The organism is Streptomyces sp. WMMC1477 (assembly GCF_027460245.1).
In the GTDB taxonomy this organism is placed as follows: domain Bacteria; phylum Actinomycetota; class Actinomycetes; order Streptomycetales; family Streptomycetaceae; genus Streptomyces.
In genome coordinates this window covers 5,520,542-5,539,073 of sequence record NZ_JAPZBD010000003.1, presented here as the reverse complement: position 1 = coordinate 5,539,073, position 18,532 = coordinate 5,520,542, and the positions used below count along the sequence as shown (strand labels likewise).

Here is an 18,532-nt window from a genome sequence, read left to right as displayed (position 1 = left end):
GCCGTGGGGACGCCCGCCCACACACGGGCCGAGGTCAACCGCCTGGGCATGCGCAGGACCCTGAAGCGGCTCAAGCAGGCCGCGGAGGGGTGACTCGCCCGCGCCGATCCGCGGGTGCCCGCGCTGCGGCCCGGCATGGCTCGCGGGGCGTGCTCACGCGCGGCGATGGCGGGTGTAGTGGCGCTGCGCCTTGGCCCGGTTGCCGCACCCGGCCATGGAGCACCAGCGGTGGGTGCCGTTCTTGGAGACGGCGTAGAAGTGCCCGACCACTCGCGCTTCACCCCTCCCGTCGCCTGAGCCGCGGCGCACCGCCCGGCCGGTGCCGGGCCGCCCTCTTCCACCTCTGACAGCAACGGAGCACAGCCTGCGGATCACCGTGGACAGGGACCTCTGCGACAACCACGGACCGTGTGTCTTCGCCGCACCCGAAGTCTTCGCCTTCGACGACGACGAGCGCCTCGTCCACGACGCCGTACCCGCGGCGGAGCTCCACGTCGACGTCGAACGCGCGGCCGCCTCCTGCCCACTGCGTGCCATCACGCTCACCGACGACCAGCCGTGACGGAGGGCGGTGGGAGCCGCGGGGTCGCGCCGTGGCCCGCGGCTCCCACCGGTCACCGCAGGGGCAGCCGGGCCCCGCGTTCCGTCGCGGGGCGCGGCCCGAACAGGCGGCGTTCGGCCACACTGATGGCGACGTCGTTGATGCTCGCCTCCCGGCGGCGCATCAGTCCGTCCTCCGCGAACTCCCACATCTCGTTGCCGTGGCTGCGCCACCACCGGCCGTCGGCATCGCGGCACTCGTACTGGAAGCGCACGGCGATGCGGTTCTCGTGGAAGCCCCACAGGTCCTTGCGCAGGGCGTAGTCGTGTTCACGGGCCCACTTGCCGCGCAGGAAGGCCGCGATCTCCTCCCGGCCCGTGAGGAACCGGTCCCGATTGCGCCAGACCGAGTCCTCGGTGTAAGCGAGCACCACGCGTTCGGGTTCGCGCGTGCTCCACGCGTCCTCCGCCGCCTGGACCATCCTGCGCCCCGTCTCCGCGTCGAAGGGCGGGAGGGGGGGACGTGCCATGACGGGGTCCTCTCGCGAATGGACACGCTCCGCACGGCCTCCGGGCTCTCGCTCAAGCGGCTCTACCGGTGCTTCCCCGCCAAGGCCGATCTCGTCGAGGCCTACCTGCGACGGCGCGCCGCGCGCTGGCGGGCGGCCCTGTCCTCTTACATCGACGAGCACGGGGCGACCCCGCACGACCGGGTGCTCGCGGTCTTCGACTGGCTGGCCCGCTGGTTCTCCGGCGACGGGTTCCGGGGCTGCGCCTTCATCAACGCGTTCGGCGAGGCGGGAGCCGTGTCCGACGGCGTGGTGCACGCCGTCCGGGACCACAAGCAGGCCGTCGGGGCGTATCTGACCGGCCTCACCCGCGACCTGGGACGTGGCGATGCGTCCGCGCTGGCCCAGCAGTTGCTGCTGTTGCTGGACGGAGCGATCACCACGGCGGCGATCAGCGGCGACCCGGCGGCCGCGGGTCACGCCCGGCGTGCGGCCGAGGCGCTGCTGGCCGCCGCGCCCCGGGTGGAGGCCGGCGGCTGACCGCGCCCACCCGCCTTCCGGAGCTGTCGTCCGAGGCGCCCCCTAGGCTGACGGCATGCGAATTCCCCGGCGCGCGGCGCGCATCGCGGTCCTCGATCCGGACGGCGCGGTGTTCATGTTCCGCTACGACAACGAGGAGGTCGGTGTCCACTGGGCGATGCCGGGCGGGGGGCTCGACGCCGGTGAGACGCTGCGGCAGGGCGCGCGACGGGAGCTGAGGGAGGAGACCGGCTGGCGGGATGTCGAGCCCGGGCCGCTGCTGTGCACGTGGGAGCACGACTACACCCGCTCCGGCGTACCGGTGCGGCAGCACGAGCACATCTACCTCGCCCGGGGCCCCCGGCGGGACCCGGCACAGGGGGTGGCCGCGGCGCACGCGGAGGACGGCATCCTGACCTGGCGCTGGTGGTCTCCCGCGGAGCTGGGACGCGCGCCGGAGCCGCTGTGGCCGCCGCAGCTGCCTCTGCTGCTGGGCCAGGTCGGGGCGGCGGACGGGGTGTGCCGGGCGGTCGAGCTCGGGTACGTGCCGAACGGGACGCGCAAGCCCTCGTAGCGGCCCGGGGCGTGTCCGCGAGGCCGGCCGCCCCGGGCGCGCGAGGGGCCCGGGGCGGCGGCTCGGGCCGCGCTGAATCGTTACGGCCAGATGCTCCCGACCCACTCGGGGCGGTCGACGAACGGGTTGCGGTTGTGCTGGTAGCGCTCGTAGATGACGTCGTTGCGGCGCTGTTCGAAGGTGTCCGGCGGGTCCTGCTCGTGCCACTGCTTGAGGACGGAGAGGCGTCCCATGTACGGGGCGGAGCCGTTGCCGACCAGGTCGTTGAGCTCCAGGTCCGCGAAGGAGTCGTCGCCCTCGTAGCGGATGGCCATGTAGAAGATCATCCGGGCGACGTCGCCCTTGACCGCGTCCCGGGGCTCGAAGGAGTCGTGGTCGGTGTAGCTCTCGGGGGCCTGGTGGACCGGGCTGCCGCCGTGGTCGAAGTCCTTGTTGCCGCGGGCGCCGTTGACGGTCACGTCGGTGGGCCGCAGGTGGTGGAGGTCGGTGCCCGGCCCGCGTGAGGTGCCGAAGTCGCCGTGGGACTTGGCCCACACGTGCTCGCGGTTCCAGTCGTCGACGTCGCCGCCGTTGTCGTACTCGCTCTTGGAGTAGCCCGAGTAGAGCAGGATGACGCTGGAGGCGTCGTAGGGGTCTTCGTCGGTCTCGCGCAGGGCGCCCCAGACCTCGCTGTAGGACAGCGTGTCGTGGTCGTCGACGATGTCGTGCAGCGCCTGCCTCAGCTGCTGTCCGCTCTTGCCCTCGGCGGCGTCGTAGTAGCCCGCGGGGGCTGCGTACGACGCCGTCGACGACGTGGACGGGGCGGGGGTGGCGGTGGCGGTGGCGGTGGCGTGGGAGCCGAGGGCCACGGCGGTGAGTGCTGCCCCGGCGATCAGGGCGGCGCCGAACCGCCGCCGCGCCGTGTGGAGGACGGGCATGGGTGAGTCCCTTCCAGACGTCCGCGTGCCGGTGGCCTTTGGGCCCCACGACACGACAGATTGACGTGAACCGGTCACCCGAGGGTGGCATGGACCTCGTCTCCGGAACGTGAACGTCCTGTAGCGGTTGGGTGCCCATAGCGCGGCGACGGGGGGTGACGGGAGCCTCACCCGGAACGTCTCCGTCCAGCCCGGACGCACGGCCGTGCACGGTCGGGACGAGAGTGGGTACGCGGGTGGGCAGCCGGGGCGGACCCCGGGACGTCACCGTATCGAGGAGGCAGTGACCATGGGCATCGCCACCGTGAATCCGGCCACCGGCGAGACGCTCAGGACGTTCGACGAGCTGAGCGACGAGGAGGTCGAGGAGCGTCTCGCCAGGGCCGCCGCGGCCTTCGGCGTCCACCGGCGCACGGGCTTCGGCGAGCGGGCCGCCCTCCTGGAGCGGGCCGCCGAGGTGCTGGAGGCGGAGCAGGACGCGGCGGCCCGCATGATCACCATGGAGATGGGCAAGCCCCTGGGCGCCGCGCGCGCCGAGGCGGCGAAGTGCGTCAAGGCCATGCGCTGGTACGCGCGGCACGCGGAGGACGAGCTCGCCGACGAGGAGCCGCGACCCGCCGACGTCGAGGACTCCGGCGCCTCCCGGGCCTTCGTCCGGTACCGGCCCCTGGGCCCGGTGCTCGCCGTCATGCCGTGGAACTTCCCGCTGTGGCAGGTGGTGCGGTTCGCCGCGCCCGCGCTGATGGCGGGGAACGTGGGGCTGCTGAAGCACGCCTCCAACGTTCCGCAGACCGCCCTCTACCTGGAGGACGTCTTCCGGCGGGCGGGGTATCCCGACGGGTGCTTCCAGACCCTGCTCATCGGTGCCCGGCGGATCGAGGGCGTGCTGCGCGACCCCAGGATCGCGGCGGCGACCCTGACCGGCAGCGAGCCGGCCGGGCGGTCGGTGGCCTCCATCGCGGGCGACGAGATCATGAAGACCGTCCTGGAGCTGGGCGGCAGCGACCCGTTCCTCGTGCTCCCCTCGGCCGATCTGGACGGCGCGGTGAGCACCGCGGTCACCGCACGGGTGCAGAACACCGGTCAGTCCTGCATCGCCGCCAAGCGGTTCATCGTCCACAGCGACGTCTACGACGACTTCGCCGCACGCTTCACCCAGGAGATGGCCGCGCTCACGGTGGGCGATCCGCTCGCCGAGGGCACCGACGTCGGGCCGCTGGCCAGCGAGCAGGGCCGTGCGGACCTGGAGGAGCTCGTCGAGGACGCCGTCTCGCTGGGCGCGCGGACGCTGTGCGGCGGGCGGCGGCCCGTGCGTCTGGAGGCCGGCTGGTACTACGAGCCGACCGTGCTGGCCGACATCACGCCCACGATGCGCATCCACCGCGAGGAGGCCTTCGGCCCGGTGGCGACCCTGTACCGGGTCTCCGGGCTGGACGAGGCGATCAAGGTGGCCAACGACACCGCGTTCGGGCTGAGTTCGAACGCCTGGACGCGGGACGAGGCCGAGCAGGAGCGGCTGGTGGCGGACCTGGAGGCTGGCGGCGTCTACTTCAACGGGATGACGGCCTCGCACCCGGGTATGCCCTTCGGCGGCACGAAACGGTCCGGCTACGGGCGCGAGCTGGCCGGGCACGGGCTGCGCGAGTTCTGCAACGCCACCACGGTCTGGTACGGCGCCCGGTGAGGCCGGGCGGCGCCAAACGCGGGATCAGTAGGCCTGCCACTCGTGGCGGGCGTACTCCAGTATGGCCGGGTCCATGAGGGTGCTGGCCCGCACGTTCTGCGGCCGGCGGTCCACCGGGAAGACGGCGGCCGCCTCCAGCACGGCGTCGTCCAGGAAGCGCAGCGGCGGCGCGTCCTCGGGCAGCCGCAGCGCCGGAGGCTCGCCCCCGCCGCGGGTGGCCAGGAGGAAGCCCCAGTTGCCGAAGCTGGGGACGTCGATCTGGTACGGGGCGGTGGCGTAGCCCGCCTCGCGCAGCGTGGTGGCGATGGACCAGTAGCTCTTGGGCGCGAAGAAGGGCGAGCCGCCCTGCACGACGACGCGGGCCTCGGGGGCCAGGACCCGGCCGAGGAGGTGGTAGAACTCCACCGAGTAGAGCTTGGCCAGGGCCGCGGTGTCGGGGTCGGGGAAGTCGATGACGACGGCGTCGTACCGCTGTCCGGCGTCGCGCAGCCAGTTGAACGCGTCCCGGTTGACGACGGTGACGCGGGGGTCGTCGAGGGCCTCGCCGTTGAGCTCCCGCAGCGGGGGGAGGGAGCTGGCGAGTTCGGTCATGGCCGGGTCCAGGTCGACGAGGGTGACCTCGGTGACGTCGTCGTAGCGCAGGATCTCGCGCAGGGCGAGCCCGTCCCCGCCGCCGAGGACGAGCACCGAGTCGTGCTCCGCGGTCAGGGCCGGGTGGACGAGGGCCTCGTGGTACCGGTACTCGTCGACGGAGGAGAACTGCAGGTCTCCGTTGAGGAAGAGCCGGAGATCGGGCTCACCGGTGAAGGCCGGCGAGCGGGTGACGACGATCTCCTGGTAGGGCGTGGTCTCGGCGTGGAGGATGGGGTCGCGGTAGAGCTGCTGACGGGCGTTGACCTCGATCTGGTCGGCCAGGGCGTAGGCGCCGCCCAGGACGGCGAGGACGCCCGCCACGCCCACGAGGAGGGCGGTGCGCACGACACGGCGGGTCTGCCGCCGGAAGATCCACAGGACGACGATGACCCCGGCGACGGCGTTGACGGCGCCCACCACGAGCGCGCCCCTGAGCTGGCCGAACGTCGGAAGCAGCAGGAAGGGGAAGCACAGCCCCCCGACGAGGGCCCCGATGTAGTCGACGGCGAACATGTCCGCGACCGCGCCGCCGGCCTCCTGACGGCGGATCCGTTGCAGCAGCGTCATGAGCAGCGGGATCTCGGCGCCGATCAGCACCCCGACGACGAAGGCGATGACGACCATGGCCGGGGTGTAGATCTGCAGCCAGGCGAACGCGGCGTAGAGCGCCAGGACGGAGAGCCCGCCGACGAGCGCGAGGGTGCCCTCCACGAGCGCGAAGGCCCCCACGGCTCGGTGCCGTAGGGGCTTGGCGGCCAGGGAGCCCACCCCCATCGCGAAGACCATGACGGACAGGACCACGGAGGTCTGCAGGACCGAGTTGCCGATGAGGTAGCTGCCGAGTGCGGTCAGGGCCAGTTCGTAGACGAGTCCGCAGGCGGCGCACAGGAAGACGGCGAGCAGCAGGAGGAACCGTGGCAGCCGCGCCGTGGGCGCGGAGGGGCGGGTGGTGCTCATCGGCCTCAGGACAGTGCGGCGCCGACCATGAAGGCCGTGCCGACGTACATGGCCGCCTGTACCCAGGCGGCGGGGTGGGGCCGGTCACCGTCGTCTTCGAGGACGGCGTGGCCCATCCTGCCAGGCGTCATGAGGCTGACGACGACCGCGACGAGAGTCATGACGAGCACGCCGGCCAGGCCGTAGAGCAGGGTGCTGAACAGGCCGTCGGCCAGGCCCTGTTCGGACTCACTGGAGCGTATGGCGTCGGCGATGATCAGGCCGATGGCGAGGGTCTGGCCGCCGAGCAGGACCGCGGCTCCGCGGTTGCGTTCGCGCCACACGACGTGGACGAGCTTGCCGGGGGTGACGACGTCGAGGGCGACGAAGCCGCAGGCCATGACGACGAAGCCGACCAGTCCGTAGAGCAGGGCGTAGCCTGCCGACTCGAAGATCTCTGCCACGGGGGTGCCTTTCGGGGACGTGTCGAGGACGGTTGGGGGCGGGGGTCTACTTGCCGGAGCCGGGGCCGCCGCCGCGGAAGCCGTTGCCGCTGCTGCCCGGCGAGGGCCACGCGTAGCCGACGTCGCGGTGCCAGCGGCGGTGACCGTCGCGGTAGTCCTCGATCTCTATGCGGCTGCCGCCCCGGTCGGGGAAGACGGCGACGATGTCGTCGCGGTAGCGGAGGTAGTACTTACCTCCCGTGTTGAGGCGGCCGAAGGCATCGCGGTGGGAGTCGATCTCGCCGGCCACCTCGGCCGGACGGTCGCTGGGGTCGCGGTAGTCGAAGCCGTCGCGGCCGTACTCCTTCGCGATCCAGCTGCGGGGGACTTCGTTGGCGTTGTTGTCGTCCGAGCAGCCGGCGAGCAGCAGCGTCGCGGTGAGCGCCGCGCAGGCGAGTCGGGCGGGTTTCATCGGGCCTCCAGCCAGGTGTGCGTCGCCACGATCCGGCGGCTCTGCGGGTAGGTGTGCCAGGTCCTCCAGCCCACGCCCGAGCCCTCCTCCTCGACGGTCAGCGCGGTGACGGCGTCGGGGGACCCGGGGAAGACGCCGCACAGCGCCTCCGGACGCCCGGAGAGCCGGTCGCGCAGGCGGGCCACGTAGGGCGTGAAGCCCGCCGCGGAGGAGTCGCGTGGGGAGTGGGGGCGCGCGGAGCGGCTCCGCGCGGAGAAGTCGAGGACGCGAGCGGTGAAGTGGTAGTGCCAGGCGTCGAAGGAGTGCGTCACCGTCGCGGGCAGCCCGCCGGCCGCGTCGGGCAGGCAGGCGACGGTCTCCCGCACCGGGCCCGCGAAGACCTGGTGGGAGGCGCCGAGGAGCCGGAGTTGGACGGTGAGGGCGCCGGCCGTCACCTCGGAGACGGCGAGGGCCTCGCGGGCGGGGAGGTCGAGGGCGAAGGAGAGCTGGTCCGCGTCGGTGTCGAGGTAGGGGGCGGCGAGGGCTATGTCGCTCACGCGCCGCTGCCGGGGTAGATCGTCAGGGTGCCCTCGGGCACGTGCTCGCCCAGGGAGGACTCCCAGGTGCCGCGCCCCCGGTCGCCGAGGAACCGTTCGAAGGCGAGGCTGCGTCGGCGGGGGCCGTCGTAGTCGGCGTACTCCATGCGGCCGGTGGCTCCGAGGCCCGTGGTGCCCTCGGAGCGGTAGGAGGCGGTGCCGTGCTCGGTGCGGTGGTAGGTGACGCCGTCGACGGTGACGGTGGCGCGGCTCGGCGTGAGGTCGGTGTCGGCGTGTTCCGTCCACAGCACGACCTCGAGCGTCGGGTCCTCTTCGACGGAGAGCCAGCGGCGCCCCTCGCCGGTGGCCTCCATCGGGTCGAGGAAGTGCTCGGACCAGGTGTAACCGCCTTCGGTGAGCCGCAGGGAGCCGCGCACGAACAGGCGTTCGCCGAGGTACTCGACCATGTCGCCGGCCTTGAGCGTGCGAGGGTCTCCGGCAGCGCTGTCCTCGGGGGCGAACGGGTCCCGGGGTGCCGGCGCCGCCGTGGTGGTCGCCGTGCGCCGTCTGCGCAGCAGCACGGCGATCACGATCGCGAGGAGCACGACAGCAAGCACCGCCATCAGCAGTTTCACGACAACCCCCGAGATCCGGCACTGCGACGAGCGCGGCCGAGTATGTCACAGCGCCCGCGACGGGAATCGGGGGGTGTACCGGCATCGTTTCGCGGCCGCCGGTGCGGGGAACCCGGCGGCCCATGGCAATGCGATACACGGACGTGAGCGGCACGCGGGCCACGCGGCAGGAGCCGTCGCCCTCGGGGCCGGGGCGCACGATGGCGGCCCTCGACGCGGTGGAGCGCCTGTCCGCCCTGGACAGCACCGCGACCCGGATCCGGTCGTGGGTGAAGGGCCTGCCGCTGGGGCGCGGCCGGGACGCGCTGCACGGGAAGTGGCTCGGCCACCCGGTGCATCCGCTGATGGTCCAGGTGCCGGTGGGTTCGTGGCTGTCCGCGGCGGCACTGGACCTGGTACCCGGTCAGCGGCGCGGCGCCGGCGTGCTGGTGGCGCTGGGACTCGCGGGAGCCGGGCCGGCCGCGGTGGCGGGCTGGGTGGACTGGGCGGAACTGCGGCCCGGGCAGCAGCGCGTGGGCTTGGTTCACGCAGCCTGCAACATCGGCGCCGTCGGGCTGTACGCCGGCTCGCTCGTGATGCGGCTGCGAGGCCGGCACGCGAAGGGGCGGCTGCTGGGTTTCGCCGGGCTGTCCCTGATCTCGGCGGGCGGGGCGCTGGGCGGTCATCTGGCCTACCGGCAGGCCGTGGGAGCCAACCATGCCGAGGGGATGGCGGCGCGGATCGGCTCGCAGTGGTACGAGCTGGGCCGACTGGAGGAGTTCCCGGTGGACGTGCTGGTGCGGCGCAGCGTCGAGGCGGTGCCGGTGGTCGCGGTGCGCCGGGCCGACGAGCGGGTGTACGCGCTGGTCGAGCAGTGCAGCCACCTGGGTGGCCCGCTGTCCCAGGGGCACCTGACGGACGGCTGTGTGAAGTGCCCCTGGCACGGCAGTCTGTTCCGCCTGTCGGACGGCTGGAACGTCCACGGGCCGGCGACGTCGGCGCAGCCGGCCTTCGAGACGCGGGTCGAGGACGGCGTGGTGCACGTCCGGCTGCGTGACTGACGGCCGTTCGGGTGCTTCCCGGGGCGCGTGGGCGTCCTGTGCGCGGGGGCGGGCGTAATCGCCCGCGTCCGGGGGAACCGGGTGCGGCCAAGGAGAAAGCGAGGTGACGGCATGATCGGATCTGTGCGCCGCCGGCCGGTCGACGCGCACGAGGCATCGGTGGGTGAGCTGGTGGAGCGTGCCTCCGCGCAGCTCTCGGAACTGGTGCGCCGTGAGATGCGGCTGGCTCAGGCGGAGCTGGTGCAGAAGGGCAAGCGCGCGGGCATCGGCGGCGGCATGTTCGGCGGCGCCGCGCTGACGGGGTTCCTGGCGCTGCAGGCCCTGGTCGCCGGTGCCGTCGCGGCGCTGGCGCTGGTGCTGCCGGTGTGGGCGTCCGCGTTGATCATCGGCGGTGCGCTGCTCCTGGTCACGGGGGTGCTGGCGCTGGTGGGGAAGAAGGAGCTGCGCAGCGCCACGCCCCCCACGCCGCAGCAGGCGCTGGGCAGCGTCAGGGCCGATATCGCCGAGATCCGGGGGAGGATGCACCGATGAGCCGGGACACGGAGGCGGCGGCGCGCGATCCGCGGGTGCTGCGGGAGCAGGTCAAGGACACACGGGCGGAGCTGGGTGACACCGTCGCGGCGCTGGTGGCGAAGACCGACGTGCGGGCGCGGGCACGGCGCCGGGCGACGGGTGCCCGCGGCCAGGCCCGGCACGCCGCTTCGGCGGCGCGGGAGGGCGGCCGGCGCGCGGTCGTTCCGCTCGCCGCGGCGAGCGTGGTGGGCGTGCTGGCGGCCGCGTGGGTGCTGCGCAGACTGTCCGGGCGGAGGTGAGCGGGGTGTCCACGATGGCGAGCCGCGTGGGCGGCCTGGCCGTGACGGTGGTCGGCGGCGCCGTGACGGGTGCGGTGTTCAGGCGGGTGTGGCGGGCCGTGGCGGGCGAGGACGAGGCTCCCGACGCGCGGGACGTCGAGCGCAGCTGGCGGGAGGTGCTGCTGGCCGCGGCCCTGCACGGGGCGCTGCTGGCGCTGGTGAAGGCGGCCTTGCAGCGCGGTGGTGCACTGGGGGCCCGGCGGGTGACGGCGCGGCGTGCGGCCTGAGGGACCCCCGGGCTCGCGCGGAGCCCGGGGCCCTCGGGGCTGCCCGGCGTGGACGGCGGCCCGCCGCGGCGTCAGCGGATGGACGTGCCGGAGACCGTCCGGGAGATGACCAGGCGCTGGATCTCGCTGGTGCCCTCGAAGATGGTGTAGATCGCGGCGTCACGGTGCATGCGCTCGACGGGGTACTCGCGGGTGTAGCCGTTGCCCCCGAGGATCTGGATGGCCTGGGCCGTGACCGTCTTGGCGACCTCGCTCGCGTACAGCTTGGACATCGAGCCCTCGGCCGCCTCGAAGGGCTTCCCTGTGGTGGCCATCCACGACGCGCGCCACACCAGGAGCCGGGCCGCGTCGATCTGGGTGCGCATGTCGGCGAGCTGGAAGGCGACGCCCTGGTTGTCGATGATCGGACGGCCGAACTGCTCCCGGGTCATGGCGTAGTCGAGGGCGACCTCGTAGGCGGCGCGCGCGGTGCCCACGGCCATGGCGCCGACGGCAGGGCGGGAGGCCTCGAAGGTGGCCATGGCGGCGTTCTTCACCCTCTCGCCCCCGTTCCTGGCGCGCTCGCGGGCCCGGGCGAGGCGCTCGTCGAGTTTCTCCTTGCCGCCGAGCAGGCAGCTGCCGGGGACGCGGACGTCCTCGAGGACGACCTCGGCGGTGTGGGAGGCCCGGATGCCGTGCTTCTGGAACTTCTGCCCCTGGGAGAGGCCGGGCGTGCCGGGCGGGATGATGAAGGAGGCATGTCCCTTGGAGCCGAGCTCCGGGTCGACGACGGCGACGACGACGTGCACGCTCGCGATGCCGCCGTTGGTCGCCCAGGTCTTGGTGCCGTTGAGGACCCATTCGTCCTTGGCCTCGTCGTAGACGGCGCGGGTACGCATGGAGGCCACGTCGGAGCCGGCGTCGGGCTCGGAGGAGCAGAAGGCGGCGACCTTGACGTCGTCGGCGTCGCCGTACATCTGCGGGATCCAGGTGCCGATCTGCTCCTCGGTTCCGTTGGTGAGCACCCCGACGGCGGCGAGGCCGGTGCCGACGATGGACAGGGCTATGCCGGCGTCACCCCAGAACAGCTCCTCCATGGCCATGGGGATGCCGAGGCCGGTGGGGTCGAAGAACTGCTGGGCGTAGAAGTCGAGGGAGTAGAGTCCGATCTTGGCGGCTTCCTGGATGACCGGCCAGGGGGTTTCCTCGCGCTCGTCCCACTCGGCGGCGGCCGGGCGCATGACGTCGGCGGCGAAGCCGTGGATCCATTCCTTCACGGCCTTCTGGTCGTCGTTGAGGTCGAATGCGAACTCCGTCATGGCGGGCCCTCCAGCACTGCCTGTTACTTGAAGTAACGGCAGTCTGTTACCGATCGGTAAGGTGTGTCAACTCCCCTCGCTGTCCGGTACCCCCCGCTGCACGGGTGTTACTTTGCGCAGGCAGCGCACAGCACGGGCGGGGAGTGACGCCATGGAGACCAGAGGCCAGGACGACCGGCGGGCCGCCGCCACCGGACGCAGACGGGAGGAGCTGCTGGAGGCCGCCAACCGCGTGGTGATGCGGGAAGGGCCGGAGGCCTCCATGAACGCGATCGCCGCCGAGGCGGGCATCACCAAGCCCATCCTCTACCGGCACTTCGGCGACAAGGGCGGCCTCTACCGCGCCCTCGCCGTCCGGCACACCGACGCCCTGCTGGACTCGCTGCGCGCCGCGCTGGACGCCCCCGCCGACCGCCGGGAACGGGTCGAAGCCACGTTGGACACCTACCTGGCCGCCATCGAGGCCCGCCCGCAGGTCTACCGCTTCCTCATGCACCCGGCCGAGAGCGACTCGCGCGGGGAGCAGGGCTTCGCCGCCGGACAGCAGACGGCGCCCGTCCTGCGCAGGCTCGGCGAGGAACTGGCGCAGGTCATCGCCGACCGGGTGGACCTGGGTCCGAACGGCGTCGAACTGGCCCGCGTGTGGGGGCACGGCATCGTCGGCATGATGCACGCCGCCGGGGACTGGTGGCTGTCGGACCGGCCCTGCTCACGCGCCCAACTGGTGCGCCACCTGGCCGACCTGCTGTGGGGACGGCTCGCCGCCGCCGGCGACAAGGTCGGCGGCCGCCCCTTCTGACGCCTCAGCCGCTCTGGGGCCCGGCGGCCGGCAGCGCCCGGCCCCAGTCGCTGCGGCGCACCGCGCGCAGGAGGCGCCGTCGTCGCAGTCCGCCGAGCCGGTCGGCGTAGACGGCGCCGTCCAGGTGGTCGCACTCGTGCTGAAGGCAGCGCGCGAAGAAGCCCGTGCCCGTCACCCGGACCGGGCTTCCGTCAGCGAGCCGGCCCTCCACCACGGCCCGGTCGGCGCGCGGCGTGGGCGCCTCCAGGCCGGGCAGCGACAGGCACCCCTCGGGCCCGCGCACCCGCACGCCGCCGGCCTCGACGAGCCGCGGGTTGACGAGGTGCCCCACGTGCCGCCGGTCCTCGTCGTCCGGGCAGTCGTAGACGAAGACGCGCACCCCCTCTCCGATCTGGTTCGCGGCCAGTCCCACCCCGCGGGCCGCGTACATGGAGGCGAACATGTCCTCGACCAGCTCCGCCAGGGCCGGCCCGAACCGTGTCACCTCGGCACACGGTTGGTGCAACACCTCGGCACCGTAGAGGCTGAGGGGGCGGATTCGTCCGGAACTGCCGGGGATGGCGCCGCGTTGCATGTCCGTCAGCCTACGGCGCCCCGCCGAAGGACCCCGTGGTGCGTTCGGGAGCCAGGCCGGATCTCGGTAGGCTGCACCATGACCGAAGCGCAAGGAGGATCAACGACGATGTCGGGCAACCCGGAGCCGCTGTCACCGCGCGCCAAACTGGCCGTGACGGCCGGCAAAGCCGCGGCGGCGGTGTCACGAGCGGCGGGCCGTGGCAGCGGATCAGTCATCGGCGGCCGGGTGGCCCTGAAACTCGATCCCGATCTGCTCGCACGGCTGGCCTCGCACCTGGACGTCATCCTCATCTCCGCCACGAACGGCAAGACGACGACGACGCGGCTGATCGCCGAGGCCCTGCGGGCGGAGCCGGAGGACGTCGTATCCAACGCGCTCGGCGCCAACATGCCGGCCGGCATCACCTCCGCCCTGGCCGGCGGCTCCCGGGCCCGCGTCGGCGTCATCGAGGTGGACGAGAAGTACCTGTCCACCGTCGCGCGGGACGTGACGCCGAAGGCCATCGCCCTGCTCAACCTCTCCCGGGACCAGCTGGACCGCGCGGCCGAGACCCGGATGCTGGCCGAACACTGGCGCGAGGGGCTGGCCGGGAACAAGGCGCTGATCGTGGCGAACGCCGACGACCCGCTGGTGGTGTGGGCCGCCTCCTCCTCCCCCAACGTGGTGTGGGTGGCCGCGGGCCAGGAGTGGAAGGACGACGCCTGGTCCTGCCCCTCCTGCGGCGGTGTGCTGCAGCGCCCCGGGGACGACTGGGTGTGCGCCGACTGCGGCTTCCGCCGTCCCACGCCGACCTGGGCGCTGTCGGGCGACCACGTGCTGGACCCGCACGGCTCGGCGTGGCCGATCCGGCTGCAGCTGCCGGGCCGGGCCAACCGGGCCAACGCCACGACCTCGGCCGCCGTGGCCGCGGCCTTCGGCGTGCCGCCGCAGACCGCCCTCGAGCGCATGTTCGCGGTGACGGCCGTCGCCGGGCGCTACGACGTCGTCTCCTACCAGGGACGCGAGGTGCGGCTGCTGCTGGCCAAGAACCCGGCCGGCTGGCTGGAGACGTTCTCCCTGATCGACGCTCCCCCGGCGCCGGTGATCCTGTCCGTCAACGCCCGCGGCGCCGACGGCACGGACACCTCCTGGCTGTGGGACGTCGACTACGGACGGCTCGCCGGCCACCCGATCTGCGTCATCGGCGACCGCAAGCTCGACCTCGCCGTGCGGCTGGAGGTCGCGGGCGTCGACTTCCAGGTGTGCCAGAGCGCCGAGGAGGCCGTCCGGCGCTGCCCGCCCGGCCGGATCGAGGCCATCGCCAACTACACCGCCTTCCAGGACCTGCGGCGCGCCGTGGGCAACTGACCCGGTCCAGTCGAGGAGTACGAGCATGAGTGACAGCAGCCTGCGCGTCGTGTGGGTGTACCCGGACCTGCTGAGCACGTACGGGGACCAGGGGAACGTCCTGGTGGTGGAGCGCCGGGCCCGGCAGCGCGGCCTGCACGTCCAGCGCGTCGACGTGCGCTCCGACCAGCCGGTGCCCACCTCCGGCGACATCTATCTGATCGGCGGCGGCGAGGACCGTCCGCAGCGGCTGGCGGCCGAGCGGCTGGTGCGCGACGGCGGCCTGCAGCGGGCCGTGGACAACGGCGCCATCGTCTTCTCGGTGTGTGCCGGGTACCAGATCATCGGGCACGAGTTCGTCAACGACCTCGGAGAGCGGCAGGCCGGTCTCGGTCTGCTCGACGTCACCTCGGTGCGCGGCACCGGCGAACGCTGCGTGGGTGACGTGCTGGCCGACATGGACGAGAGGCTGCGGCTCCCGCAGCTCACCGGCTTCGAGAACCACCAGGGCGTCACCCACGTGGGGCCCGGGGCCCGGCCGCTGGCCCGGGTGCGGTTCGGACGGGGCAACGGCACCGGCGACGGCACCGAGGGCGCGTGGAACGACACCGTCTTCGGCACCTACATGCACGGGCCGGTCCTCGCCCGCAATCCGCAGATCGCCGACCTGCTGGTCAAGCTGGCCCTCGACGTCAACGCCCTCCCGCCGGCCGACGACCGCTGGTACGAGGCGCTGCGGGCCGAGCGCATCGCGGCGGCGACCCAGCCGGCCTGACGGCTGCGGGCGGGCCCCGGTCACGGCTGCGGGCGGGGCCCGCCCTATTCTGATCCGGGCGACCGGAGCGAATCAGGAGCTACAGGGATGGATCACAGCGGCCACGGCGGGATGACCGATCTGGCGCCGTTCACGTTGGGGCGGGGTCTGGCGTTCACCGGTGAGCCGTTCTTCCTGACCGGCTGCCTGCTCGCCCTGGCGCTCTACGGCTGGGGTGTGCTGCGGCTGCGGCGGCGCGGGGACGCCTGGCGGACGGGGCGGACCGTCGCGTTCACCGCCGGGGTCCTGACGATCGCGCTGACGATGTGCACCGCGCTGAACGAGTACGGCATGGTGCTGTTCAGCGTGCACATGGTCCAGCACATGGTGATCAGCATGCTCTCGCCGATCCTGCTGCTGCTGGGGGCCCCGGTGACGCTGGCGCTGCGGGCCCTGCCCACGGCGGCCCGGGGCCGCACGGGTCCGCGTGAGCTGCTCGTCCGCGTGCTGCACAGCCGCTATGTGCGCGTCATCTCGCACCCGGTGTTCACCATCCCGCTGTTCATCGCCAGCCTGTACGGCCTGTACTTCACCCCGCTGTTCGACCACCTCATGGCCTCGAGGCCCGGGCACATCGCGATGATGCTGCACTTCCTGGCGGTCGGACTGGCCTTCTTCTGGCCGATCATGGGGGTGGACCCGGGACCGCACCGGCCGGGATACCTGATGCGCATGCTGGAGCTGTTCGCCGGCATGCCGTTCCACGCCTTCTTCGGCATCGCCCTGATGATGGGCAGCGAGCCGATGGTGAAGACGTACGCCGACCCGGCCCCCTCACTGGGCGTGACGGCGCTCGGGGACCAGCACGCCGCCGGGGGGATCGCCTGGGCGTTCAGCGAGATCCCCTCGGTGCTGGTGCTGCTCGCGCTCGTCTACCAGTGGTACGTCTCCGACCAGCGCCAGGCACGGCGTCAGGACCGGGCCGCCGCCCGCGACGGGGACGCCGAACTGGCGGCCTACAACGCCTACCTGAGCTCGCTCCAGTCGCGGGGCGCCGCCTCGCGGAGCTGATCGCCCCTCCCCTGCCGAAGACGGCACCCCGCGGCCGGTGGCGGCCGTACGGGCCCGGCGAGACGATGGTGGGGTCGAGCCCGCGGCCGGCCCGCCTCCTGGCCGGCCGGGCGAGGAGGTGGGGCACGATGCCGACGGCGACGAAGGCCATGACGGTGGCCACGGCGAGCGGATTGGTGCTGGCGACGGCGTACACGGTGGGCCTGGGCGGCAGCGGCTGGGTCTGGTTCGCCTGGCTGGTCCTGGGGCTGGCGACGCTGGGCCTGGTGACGGCGGTCGGGCACTGATCGCCTGACGCCGCGCCCCGCGGTGCGGCGCGGCGTCAGGTGATCAGTGGGTGGGCTCGGGAACGTCCATGGCCATCAGGCCCCGCAGGCCGGTGCGCAGCACGTGGGGGTCGAGCGGGCCGAAGAGCGCCTGTTGGACGAGGAATCCCTGAGCGGCCCCGATCAGGGCCCGGGCGACGTCCTCGGCGGTGGCGTCCTTCGGCATCAGGCCGCGCTCCTGGTAGGTGTGCACGATCTTGATCCACGAGTGGAGCACGCGTGCGTAGCCCTCGCGCATCCGGGCGGCCAGCTCCTCGTTGCGGAGGGTCTCGGCCCACACCTGGAGGGCGAGGGCGGGCGTGGTGTCGGAGCGGCGGCCGAGCACCCGGCACAGGACGGCCGGAAGCAGCACGTCGGGCAGGGCCGGGTCCTCGGCGCGGGCGGCGTCGGCGAAGGCCGAGCCCACGTCGTCGAACACCTCCATGGCGATCGCCGTGATCAGGTCGTCCTTGCTGCGGAAGTACCGGTAGACGGCCCCGGCGGACAGGCCGGTCTCCTGGAGGACGTCCTGCATGGACGTGGCGTGGAAACCGTTGCGCGTGAAGCAGCGGCGGGCGCCGTCGAGGATCTGGCGGCGACGGGCGGCGAGGTGTTCCTGGGATACGCGGGCCATGGAGCAAAGTTAAAACGAACGTTCATTCTTGACAAGGAGCGGCTGAAGGAGAGACGCTGGAGGCCAGCCCAAAACGAACGATCCTTCTTTTTGGAGGCCGACGATGTCCACGGCGCACACCACCAGCTCTCCCCCCGCCGCGCCGGACGCCGCTCCCGACCGGTCCGGCGACGGAATCCCCCTCGACCGCCGTCGGCTCGTCGCAGTCCTGGTCGTCACCCCGCTGATCGCGGCGCTGGCCCTGTGGGCGTTCGCCTGGCCGGCCAGCCGGATCGCCCCGCGGGACCTGCCGATCGGCCTCGTCGCCCCCGCCGGCGCGCCGATCGCGGAGGAGCTCACCGGCGGCCCGGGCGAGGACACGTTCGACGTCCAGCGCTACGACGACGCCGCGGCCGCGAAGGCGGCCATCGAGGACCGCGAGATCTACGGGGCCCTGGTCGCCTCCCCCGAGGGCATCCAGCTCCTGACCGCGTCGGCGGCGAGCCCCGCCGTCGCCCAGCTGCTGAACCAGGCCGTCGCCGCCCAGGCGCCGCCCGGGGCGGAGGTCACCACCACGGACGTGGTCGCCCTGCCCGAGGACGACCCGCGCGGAACCGGCTTCGCCGCCGGGGCCCTGCCACTCGCCCTCGCCGGGGTGGCCGCCGGCGCGATCACCTTCGTCATGGGGCTGCGCGGCACCGTCGCCGCCGCCGCGCTGACCGGCGCCGCCGCCCTGGTCGGCCTCACCGCGGCCGCGATCGAGCACAGCTGGCTGGGCATCCTGACGGGCAACTGGTGGGTCGAGGCCGGGGTGCTGGGGCTGACGATCCTCGCGGTGGGCGCGACGGTCGCCGGCGCCGCGGCCCTGCTCGGCGCGCGGGGTGTCGGGCTCGCCGCCCTGCTGATCGTGCTCATCGGCAACCCCTTCTCCGGCGTCACCTCCGCCCCCGAGCTCCTGCCCGGCGCCGCCGCCTGGACCGGCCAGCTGCTGCCGCCGGGCGCCGGCGGCTCGCTGCTGCGCTCCGTGGCCTACTTCGACGGGGGCGGGGCGGCCGGGCCGGCCCTCGTCCTGACGGTGTGGGCGGTGCTGGGCCTCACGGCCATGATGCTCGGCGGCCACCTCACGCGGGGCCGGGAGACGGCCCGAACCGCCTGAGCCTCACCCTCCCCCGCGGTTCCCGCTCGCGGCCCGGACGCCGAATCCCGGCGGCCGGGCCGCTGTGGTGTGCGGCGACGCCGAAGCACCGGCGCCGAGGGGGCTCGTTCACCGCGATGACCGCCGTCGCTGCCCGGG

Annotated in this window: 24 protein-coding genes and 1 pseudogene; 14 read left to right on the top strand and 11 right to left on the bottom strand. The window is 73.2% G+C overall.

The window, feature by feature from the left end:
- Positions 1 to 153: 153 nt before the first annotated feature.
- A pseudogene (locus O7609_RS24260) lies at positions 154 to 261 on the bottom strand (CGNR zinc finger domain-containing protein); the annotation flags it as partial.
- Between the two features lie 115 nt (positions 262 to 376).
- On the opposite strand from O7609_RS24260, the gene O7609_RS24255 reads away from it, so the two are divergent.
- Positions 377 to 562 (top strand): ferredoxin, encoded by a 186-nt coding sequence (locus tag O7609_RS24255; protein ID WP_332328001.1) that lies wholly within the window; start codon positions 377 to 379, stop codon positions 560 to 562.
- A gap of 52 nt (positions 563 to 614) precedes the next feature.
- Here O7609_RS24255 and O7609_RS24250 read toward each other — a convergent pair whose 3' ends face one another.
- Positions 615 to 1,070: a nuclear transport factor 2 family protein gene (locus O7609_RS24250; protein WP_269744262.1), complete on the bottom strand. Its 456-nt coding sequence runs from the start codon at positions 1,068 to 1,070 to the stop codon at positions 615 to 617.
- An 18-nt stretch (positions 1,071 to 1,088) separates the two neighbouring features.
- Between O7609_RS24250 and O7609_RS24245 the strand changes: the two genes are divergently transcribed.
- Both O7609_RS24245 and O7609_RS24240 read left to right on the top strand, forming a co-directional pair.
- Positions 1,089 to 1,589, top strand: coding sequence for a TetR/AcrR family transcriptional regulator (locus O7609_RS24245; protein WP_269744261.1), 501 nt, complete (start codon positions 1,089 to 1,091; stop codon positions 1,587 to 1,589).
- Between the two features lie 55 nt (positions 1,590 to 1,644).
- Entirely contained in the window at positions 1,645 to 2,142 is a 498-nt protein-coding gene (locus O7609_RS24240) for an NUDIX hydrolase (protein WP_269732766.1), read from the top strand.
- 80 nt (positions 2,143 to 2,222) lie between these two features.
- Here O7609_RS24240 and O7609_RS24235 read toward each other — a convergent pair whose 3' ends face one another.
- Positions 2,223 to 3,059 (bottom strand): endonuclease I family protein, encoded by an 837-nt coding sequence (locus tag O7609_RS24235; RefSeq protein ID WP_269744260.1) that lies wholly within the window; start codon positions 3,057 to 3,059, stop codon positions 2,223 to 2,225.
- Between the two features lie 289 nt (positions 3,060 to 3,348).
- On the opposite strand from O7609_RS24235, the gene O7609_RS24230 reads away from it, so the two are divergent.
- Complete coding sequence (locus tag O7609_RS24230) at positions 3,349 to 4,743, top strand: NADP-dependent succinic semialdehyde dehydrogenase (RefSeq protein ID WP_269744259.1); 1,395 nt, start codon at positions 3,349 to 3,351, stop codon at positions 4,741 to 4,743.
- Between the two features lie 24 nt (positions 4,744 to 4,767).
- Here O7609_RS24230 and O7609_RS24225 read toward each other — a convergent pair whose 3' ends face one another.
- From O7609_RS24225 to O7609_RS24205, 5 genes are read right to left on the bottom strand one after another with little or no spacing between them, the layout of a single operon-like run.
- Positions 4,768 to 6,333, bottom strand: a complete 1,566-nt coding sequence (locus O7609_RS24225) for a polyamine aminopropyltransferase (RefSeq protein WP_269744258.1) — start codon at positions 6,331 to 6,333, stop codon at positions 4,768 to 4,770.
- 5 nt (positions 6,334 to 6,338) lie between these two features.
- Entirely contained in the window at positions 6,339 to 6,776 is a 438-nt protein-coding gene (locus O7609_RS24220) for a DUF350 domain-containing protein (RefSeq protein ID WP_269732770.1), read from the bottom strand.
- Between the two features lie 46 nt (positions 6,777 to 6,822).
- On the bottom strand, positions 6,823 to 7,227 hold the full coding sequence (locus O7609_RS24215; protein ID WP_269732771.1) for a DUF4247 domain-containing protein: 405 nt from the start codon (positions 7,225 to 7,227) through the stop codon (positions 6,823 to 6,825).
- Positions 7,224 to 7,763, bottom strand: coding sequence for a DUF2617 family protein (locus O7609_RS24210; protein WP_269744257.1), 540 nt, complete (start codon positions 7,761 to 7,763; stop codon positions 7,224 to 7,226). Before O7609_RS24210 ends, O7609_RS24215 begins: the two co-directional genes overlap by 4 nt.
- Positions 7,760 to 8,365 (bottom strand): DUF4178 domain-containing protein, encoded by a 606-nt coding sequence (locus O7609_RS24205; RefSeq protein WP_269744256.1) that lies wholly within the window; start codon positions 8,363 to 8,365, stop codon positions 7,760 to 7,762. Before O7609_RS24205 ends, O7609_RS24210 begins: the two co-directional genes overlap by 4 nt.
- A gap of 140 nt (positions 8,366 to 8,505) precedes the next feature.
- On the opposite strand from O7609_RS24205, the gene O7609_RS24200 reads away from it, so the two are divergent.
- The 4 genes from O7609_RS24200 (at position 8,506) to O7609_RS24185 (ending at position 10,495) form a co-directional block, all read left to right on the top strand.
- Entirely contained in the window at positions 8,506 to 9,417 is a 912-nt protein-coding gene (locus O7609_RS24200) for a Rieske 2Fe-2S domain-containing protein (protein ID WP_443072274.1), read from the top strand.
- Positions 9,418 to 9,528: 111 nt separating this feature from the next.
- Complete coding sequence (locus tag O7609_RS24195; protein WP_269732775.1) at positions 9,529 to 9,948, top strand: phage holin family protein; 420 nt, start codon at positions 9,529 to 9,531, stop codon at positions 9,946 to 9,948.
- Positions 9,945 to 10,229, top strand: coding sequence for a DUF3618 domain-containing protein (locus O7609_RS24190; RefSeq protein WP_269732776.1), 285 nt, complete (start codon positions 9,945 to 9,947; stop codon positions 10,227 to 10,229). The genes O7609_RS24195 and O7609_RS24190 overlap by 4 nt, the downstream gene beginning before the upstream one ends.
- Positions 10,230 to 10,243: 14 nt before the next feature.
- Entirely contained in the window at positions 10,244 to 10,495 is a 252-nt protein-coding gene (locus O7609_RS24185; protein ID WP_269732842.1) for a DUF4235 domain-containing protein, read from the top strand.
- Positions 10,496 to 10,566: 71 nt separating this feature from the next.
- Here O7609_RS24185 and O7609_RS24180 read toward each other — a convergent pair whose 3' ends face one another.
- The gene (locus tag O7609_RS24180; protein WP_269732777.1) at positions 10,567 to 11,793 is read right to left on the bottom strand and encodes an acyl-CoA dehydrogenase family protein; all 1,227 of its coding nucleotides are present in this window, start codon (positions 11,791 to 11,793) and stop codon (positions 10,567 to 10,569) included.
- 151 nt (positions 11,794 to 11,944) lie between these two features.
- Between O7609_RS24180 and O7609_RS24175 the strand changes: the two genes are divergently transcribed.
- Positions 11,945 to 12,592, top strand: coding sequence for a TetR family transcriptional regulator (locus O7609_RS24175; protein ID WP_269732778.1), 648 nt, complete (start codon positions 11,945 to 11,947; stop codon positions 12,590 to 12,592).
- A 4-nt stretch (positions 12,593 to 12,596) separates the two neighbouring features.
- On the opposite strand, the gene def is transcribed toward O7609_RS24175, so the two are convergent.
- The gene (gene def, locus O7609_RS24170; RefSeq protein WP_269744254.1) at positions 12,597 to 13,166 is read right to left on the bottom strand and encodes a peptide deformylase; all 570 of its coding nucleotides are present in this window, start codon (positions 13,164 to 13,166) and stop codon (positions 12,597 to 12,599) included.
- A gap of 108 nt (positions 13,167 to 13,274) precedes the next feature.
- Between def and O7609_RS24165 the strand changes: the two genes are divergently transcribed.
- The 4 genes from O7609_RS24165 (at position 13,275) to O7609_RS24150 (ending at position 16,607) form a co-directional block, all read left to right on the top strand.
- The gene (locus O7609_RS24165; protein WP_269744253.1) at positions 13,275 to 14,516 is read left to right on the top strand and encodes a MurT ligase domain-containing protein; all 1,242 of its coding nucleotides are present in this window, start codon (positions 13,275 to 13,277) and stop codon (positions 14,514 to 14,516) included.
- Positions 14,517 to 14,541: 25 nt separating this feature from the next.
- Complete coding sequence (locus O7609_RS24160; RefSeq protein WP_269732781.1) at positions 14,542 to 15,270, top strand: type 1 glutamine amidotransferase; 729 nt, start codon at positions 14,542 to 14,544, stop codon at positions 15,268 to 15,270.
- Positions 15,271 to 15,357: 87 nt separating this feature from the next.
- A complete protein-coding gene (locus O7609_RS24155) occupies positions 15,358 to 16,320 on the top strand; it encodes a cytochrome c oxidase assembly protein (protein ID WP_269732782.1) in 963 nt (320 codons plus the stop codon).
- Between the two features lie 128 nt (positions 16,321 to 16,448).
- Positions 16,449 to 16,607 carry a hypothetical protein gene (locus tag O7609_RS24150; RefSeq protein WP_269732783.1) on the top strand — a complete coding sequence of 53 codons (159 nt, stop codon included), beginning with the start codon at positions 16,449 to 16,451 and terminating at the stop codon, positions 16,605 to 16,607.
- A 43-nt stretch (positions 16,608 to 16,650) separates the two neighbouring features.
- On the opposite strand, the gene O7609_RS24145 is transcribed toward O7609_RS24150, so the two are convergent.
- The gene (locus O7609_RS24145; protein WP_269732784.1) at positions 16,651 to 17,259 is read right to left on the bottom strand and encodes a TetR/AcrR family transcriptional regulator; all 609 of its coding nucleotides are present in this window, start codon (positions 17,257 to 17,259) and stop codon (positions 16,651 to 16,653) included.
- Between the two features lie 103 nt (positions 17,260 to 17,362).
- On the opposite strand from O7609_RS24145, the gene O7609_RS24140 reads away from it, so the two are divergent.
- Positions 17,363 to 18,394, top strand: a complete 1,032-nt coding sequence (locus O7609_RS24140; protein ID WP_269744252.1) for an ABC transporter permease — start codon at positions 17,363 to 17,365, stop codon at positions 18,392 to 18,394.
- The last annotated feature ends 138 nt before the right edge of the window (positions 18,395 to 18,532 follow it).

Excerpts from the sequence above, each read along its gene's own strand:
- O7609_RS24215 (WP_269732771.1), bottom strand. The coding sequence starts at position 7,227 with ATGAAACCCGCCCGACTCGCCTGCGCGGCGCTCACCGCGACGCTGCTG.
- O7609_RS24235 (WP_269744260.1), bottom strand. The coding sequence starts at position 3,059 with ATGCCCGTCCTCCACACGGCGCGGCGGCGGTTCGGCGCCGCCCTGATC.
- O7609_RS24195 (WP_269732775.1), top strand. The coding sequence starts at position 9,529 with ATGATCGGATCTGTGCGCCGCCGGCCGGTCGACGCGCACGAGGCATCG.
- O7609_RS24250 (WP_269744262.1), bottom strand. The coding sequence starts at position 1,070 with ATGGCACGTCCCCCCCTCCCGCCCTTCGACGCGGAGACGGGGCGCAGG.
- O7609_RS24160 (WP_269732781.1), top strand. The coding sequence starts at position 14,542 with ATGAGTGACAGCAGCCTGCGCGTCGTGTGGGTGTACCCGGACCTGCTG.
- O7609_RS24155 (WP_269732782.1), top strand. The coding sequence starts at position 15,358 with ATGGATCACAGCGGCCACGGCGGGATGACCGATCTGGCGCCGTTCACG.
- O7609_RS24140 (WP_269744252.1), top strand. The coding sequence starts at position 17,363 with ATGTCCACGGCGCACACCACCAGCTCTCCCCCCGCCGCGCCGGACGCC.
- O7609_RS24245 (WP_269744261.1), top strand. The coding sequence starts at position 1,089 with ATGGACACGCTCCGCACGGCCTCCGGGCTCTCGCTCAAGCGGCTCTAC.
- O7609_RS24240 (WP_269732766.1), top strand. The coding sequence starts at position 1,645 with ATGCGAATTCCCCGGCGCGCGGCGCGCATCGCGGTCCTCGATCCGGAC.
- O7609_RS24150 (WP_269732783.1), top strand. The coding sequence starts at position 16,449 with ATGCCGACGGCGACGAAGGCCATGACGGTGGCCACGGCGAGCGGATTG.
- O7609_RS24165 (WP_269744253.1), top strand. The coding sequence starts at position 13,275 with ATGTCGGGCAACCCGGAGCCGCTGTCACCGCGCGCCAAACTGGCCGTG.
- O7609_RS24230 (WP_269744259.1), top strand. The coding sequence starts at position 3,349 with ATGGGCATCGCCACCGTGAATCCGGCCACCGGCGAGACGCTCAGGACG.
- O7609_RS24185 (WP_269732842.1), top strand. The coding sequence starts at position 10,244 with ATGGCGAGCCGCGTGGGCGGCCTGGCCGTGACGGTGGTCGGCGGCGCC.
- O7609_RS24190 (WP_269732776.1), top strand. The coding sequence starts at position 9,945 with ATGAGCCGGGACACGGAGGCGGCGGCGCGCGATCCGCGGGTGCTGCGG.
- O7609_RS24180 (WP_269732777.1), bottom strand. The coding sequence starts at position 11,793 with ATGACGGAGTTCGCATTCGACCTCAACGACGACCAGAAGGCCGTGAAG.
- O7609_RS24205 (WP_269744256.1), bottom strand. The coding sequence starts at position 8,365 with ATGGCGGTGCTTGCTGTCGTGCTCCTCGCGATCGTGATCGCCGTGCTG.
- O7609_RS24145 (WP_269732784.1), bottom strand. The coding sequence starts at position 17,259 with ATGGCCCGCGTATCCCAGGAACACCTCGCCGCCCGTCGCCGCCAGATC.
- O7609_RS24225 (WP_269744258.1), bottom strand. The coding sequence starts at position 6,333 with ATGAGCACCACCCGCCCCTCCGCGCCCACGGCGCGGCTGCCACGGTTC.
- def (WP_269744254.1), bottom strand. The coding sequence starts at position 13,166 with ATGCAACGCGGCGCCATCCCCGGCAGTTCCGGACGAATCCGCCCCCTC.
- O7609_RS24200 (WP_443072274.1), top strand. The coding sequence starts at position 8,506 with ATGCGATACACGGACGTGAGCGGCACGCGGGCCACGCGGCAGGAGCCG.
- O7609_RS24175 (WP_269732778.1), top strand. The coding sequence starts at position 11,945 with ATGGAGACCAGAGGCCAGGACGACCGGCGGGCCGCCGCCACCGGACGC.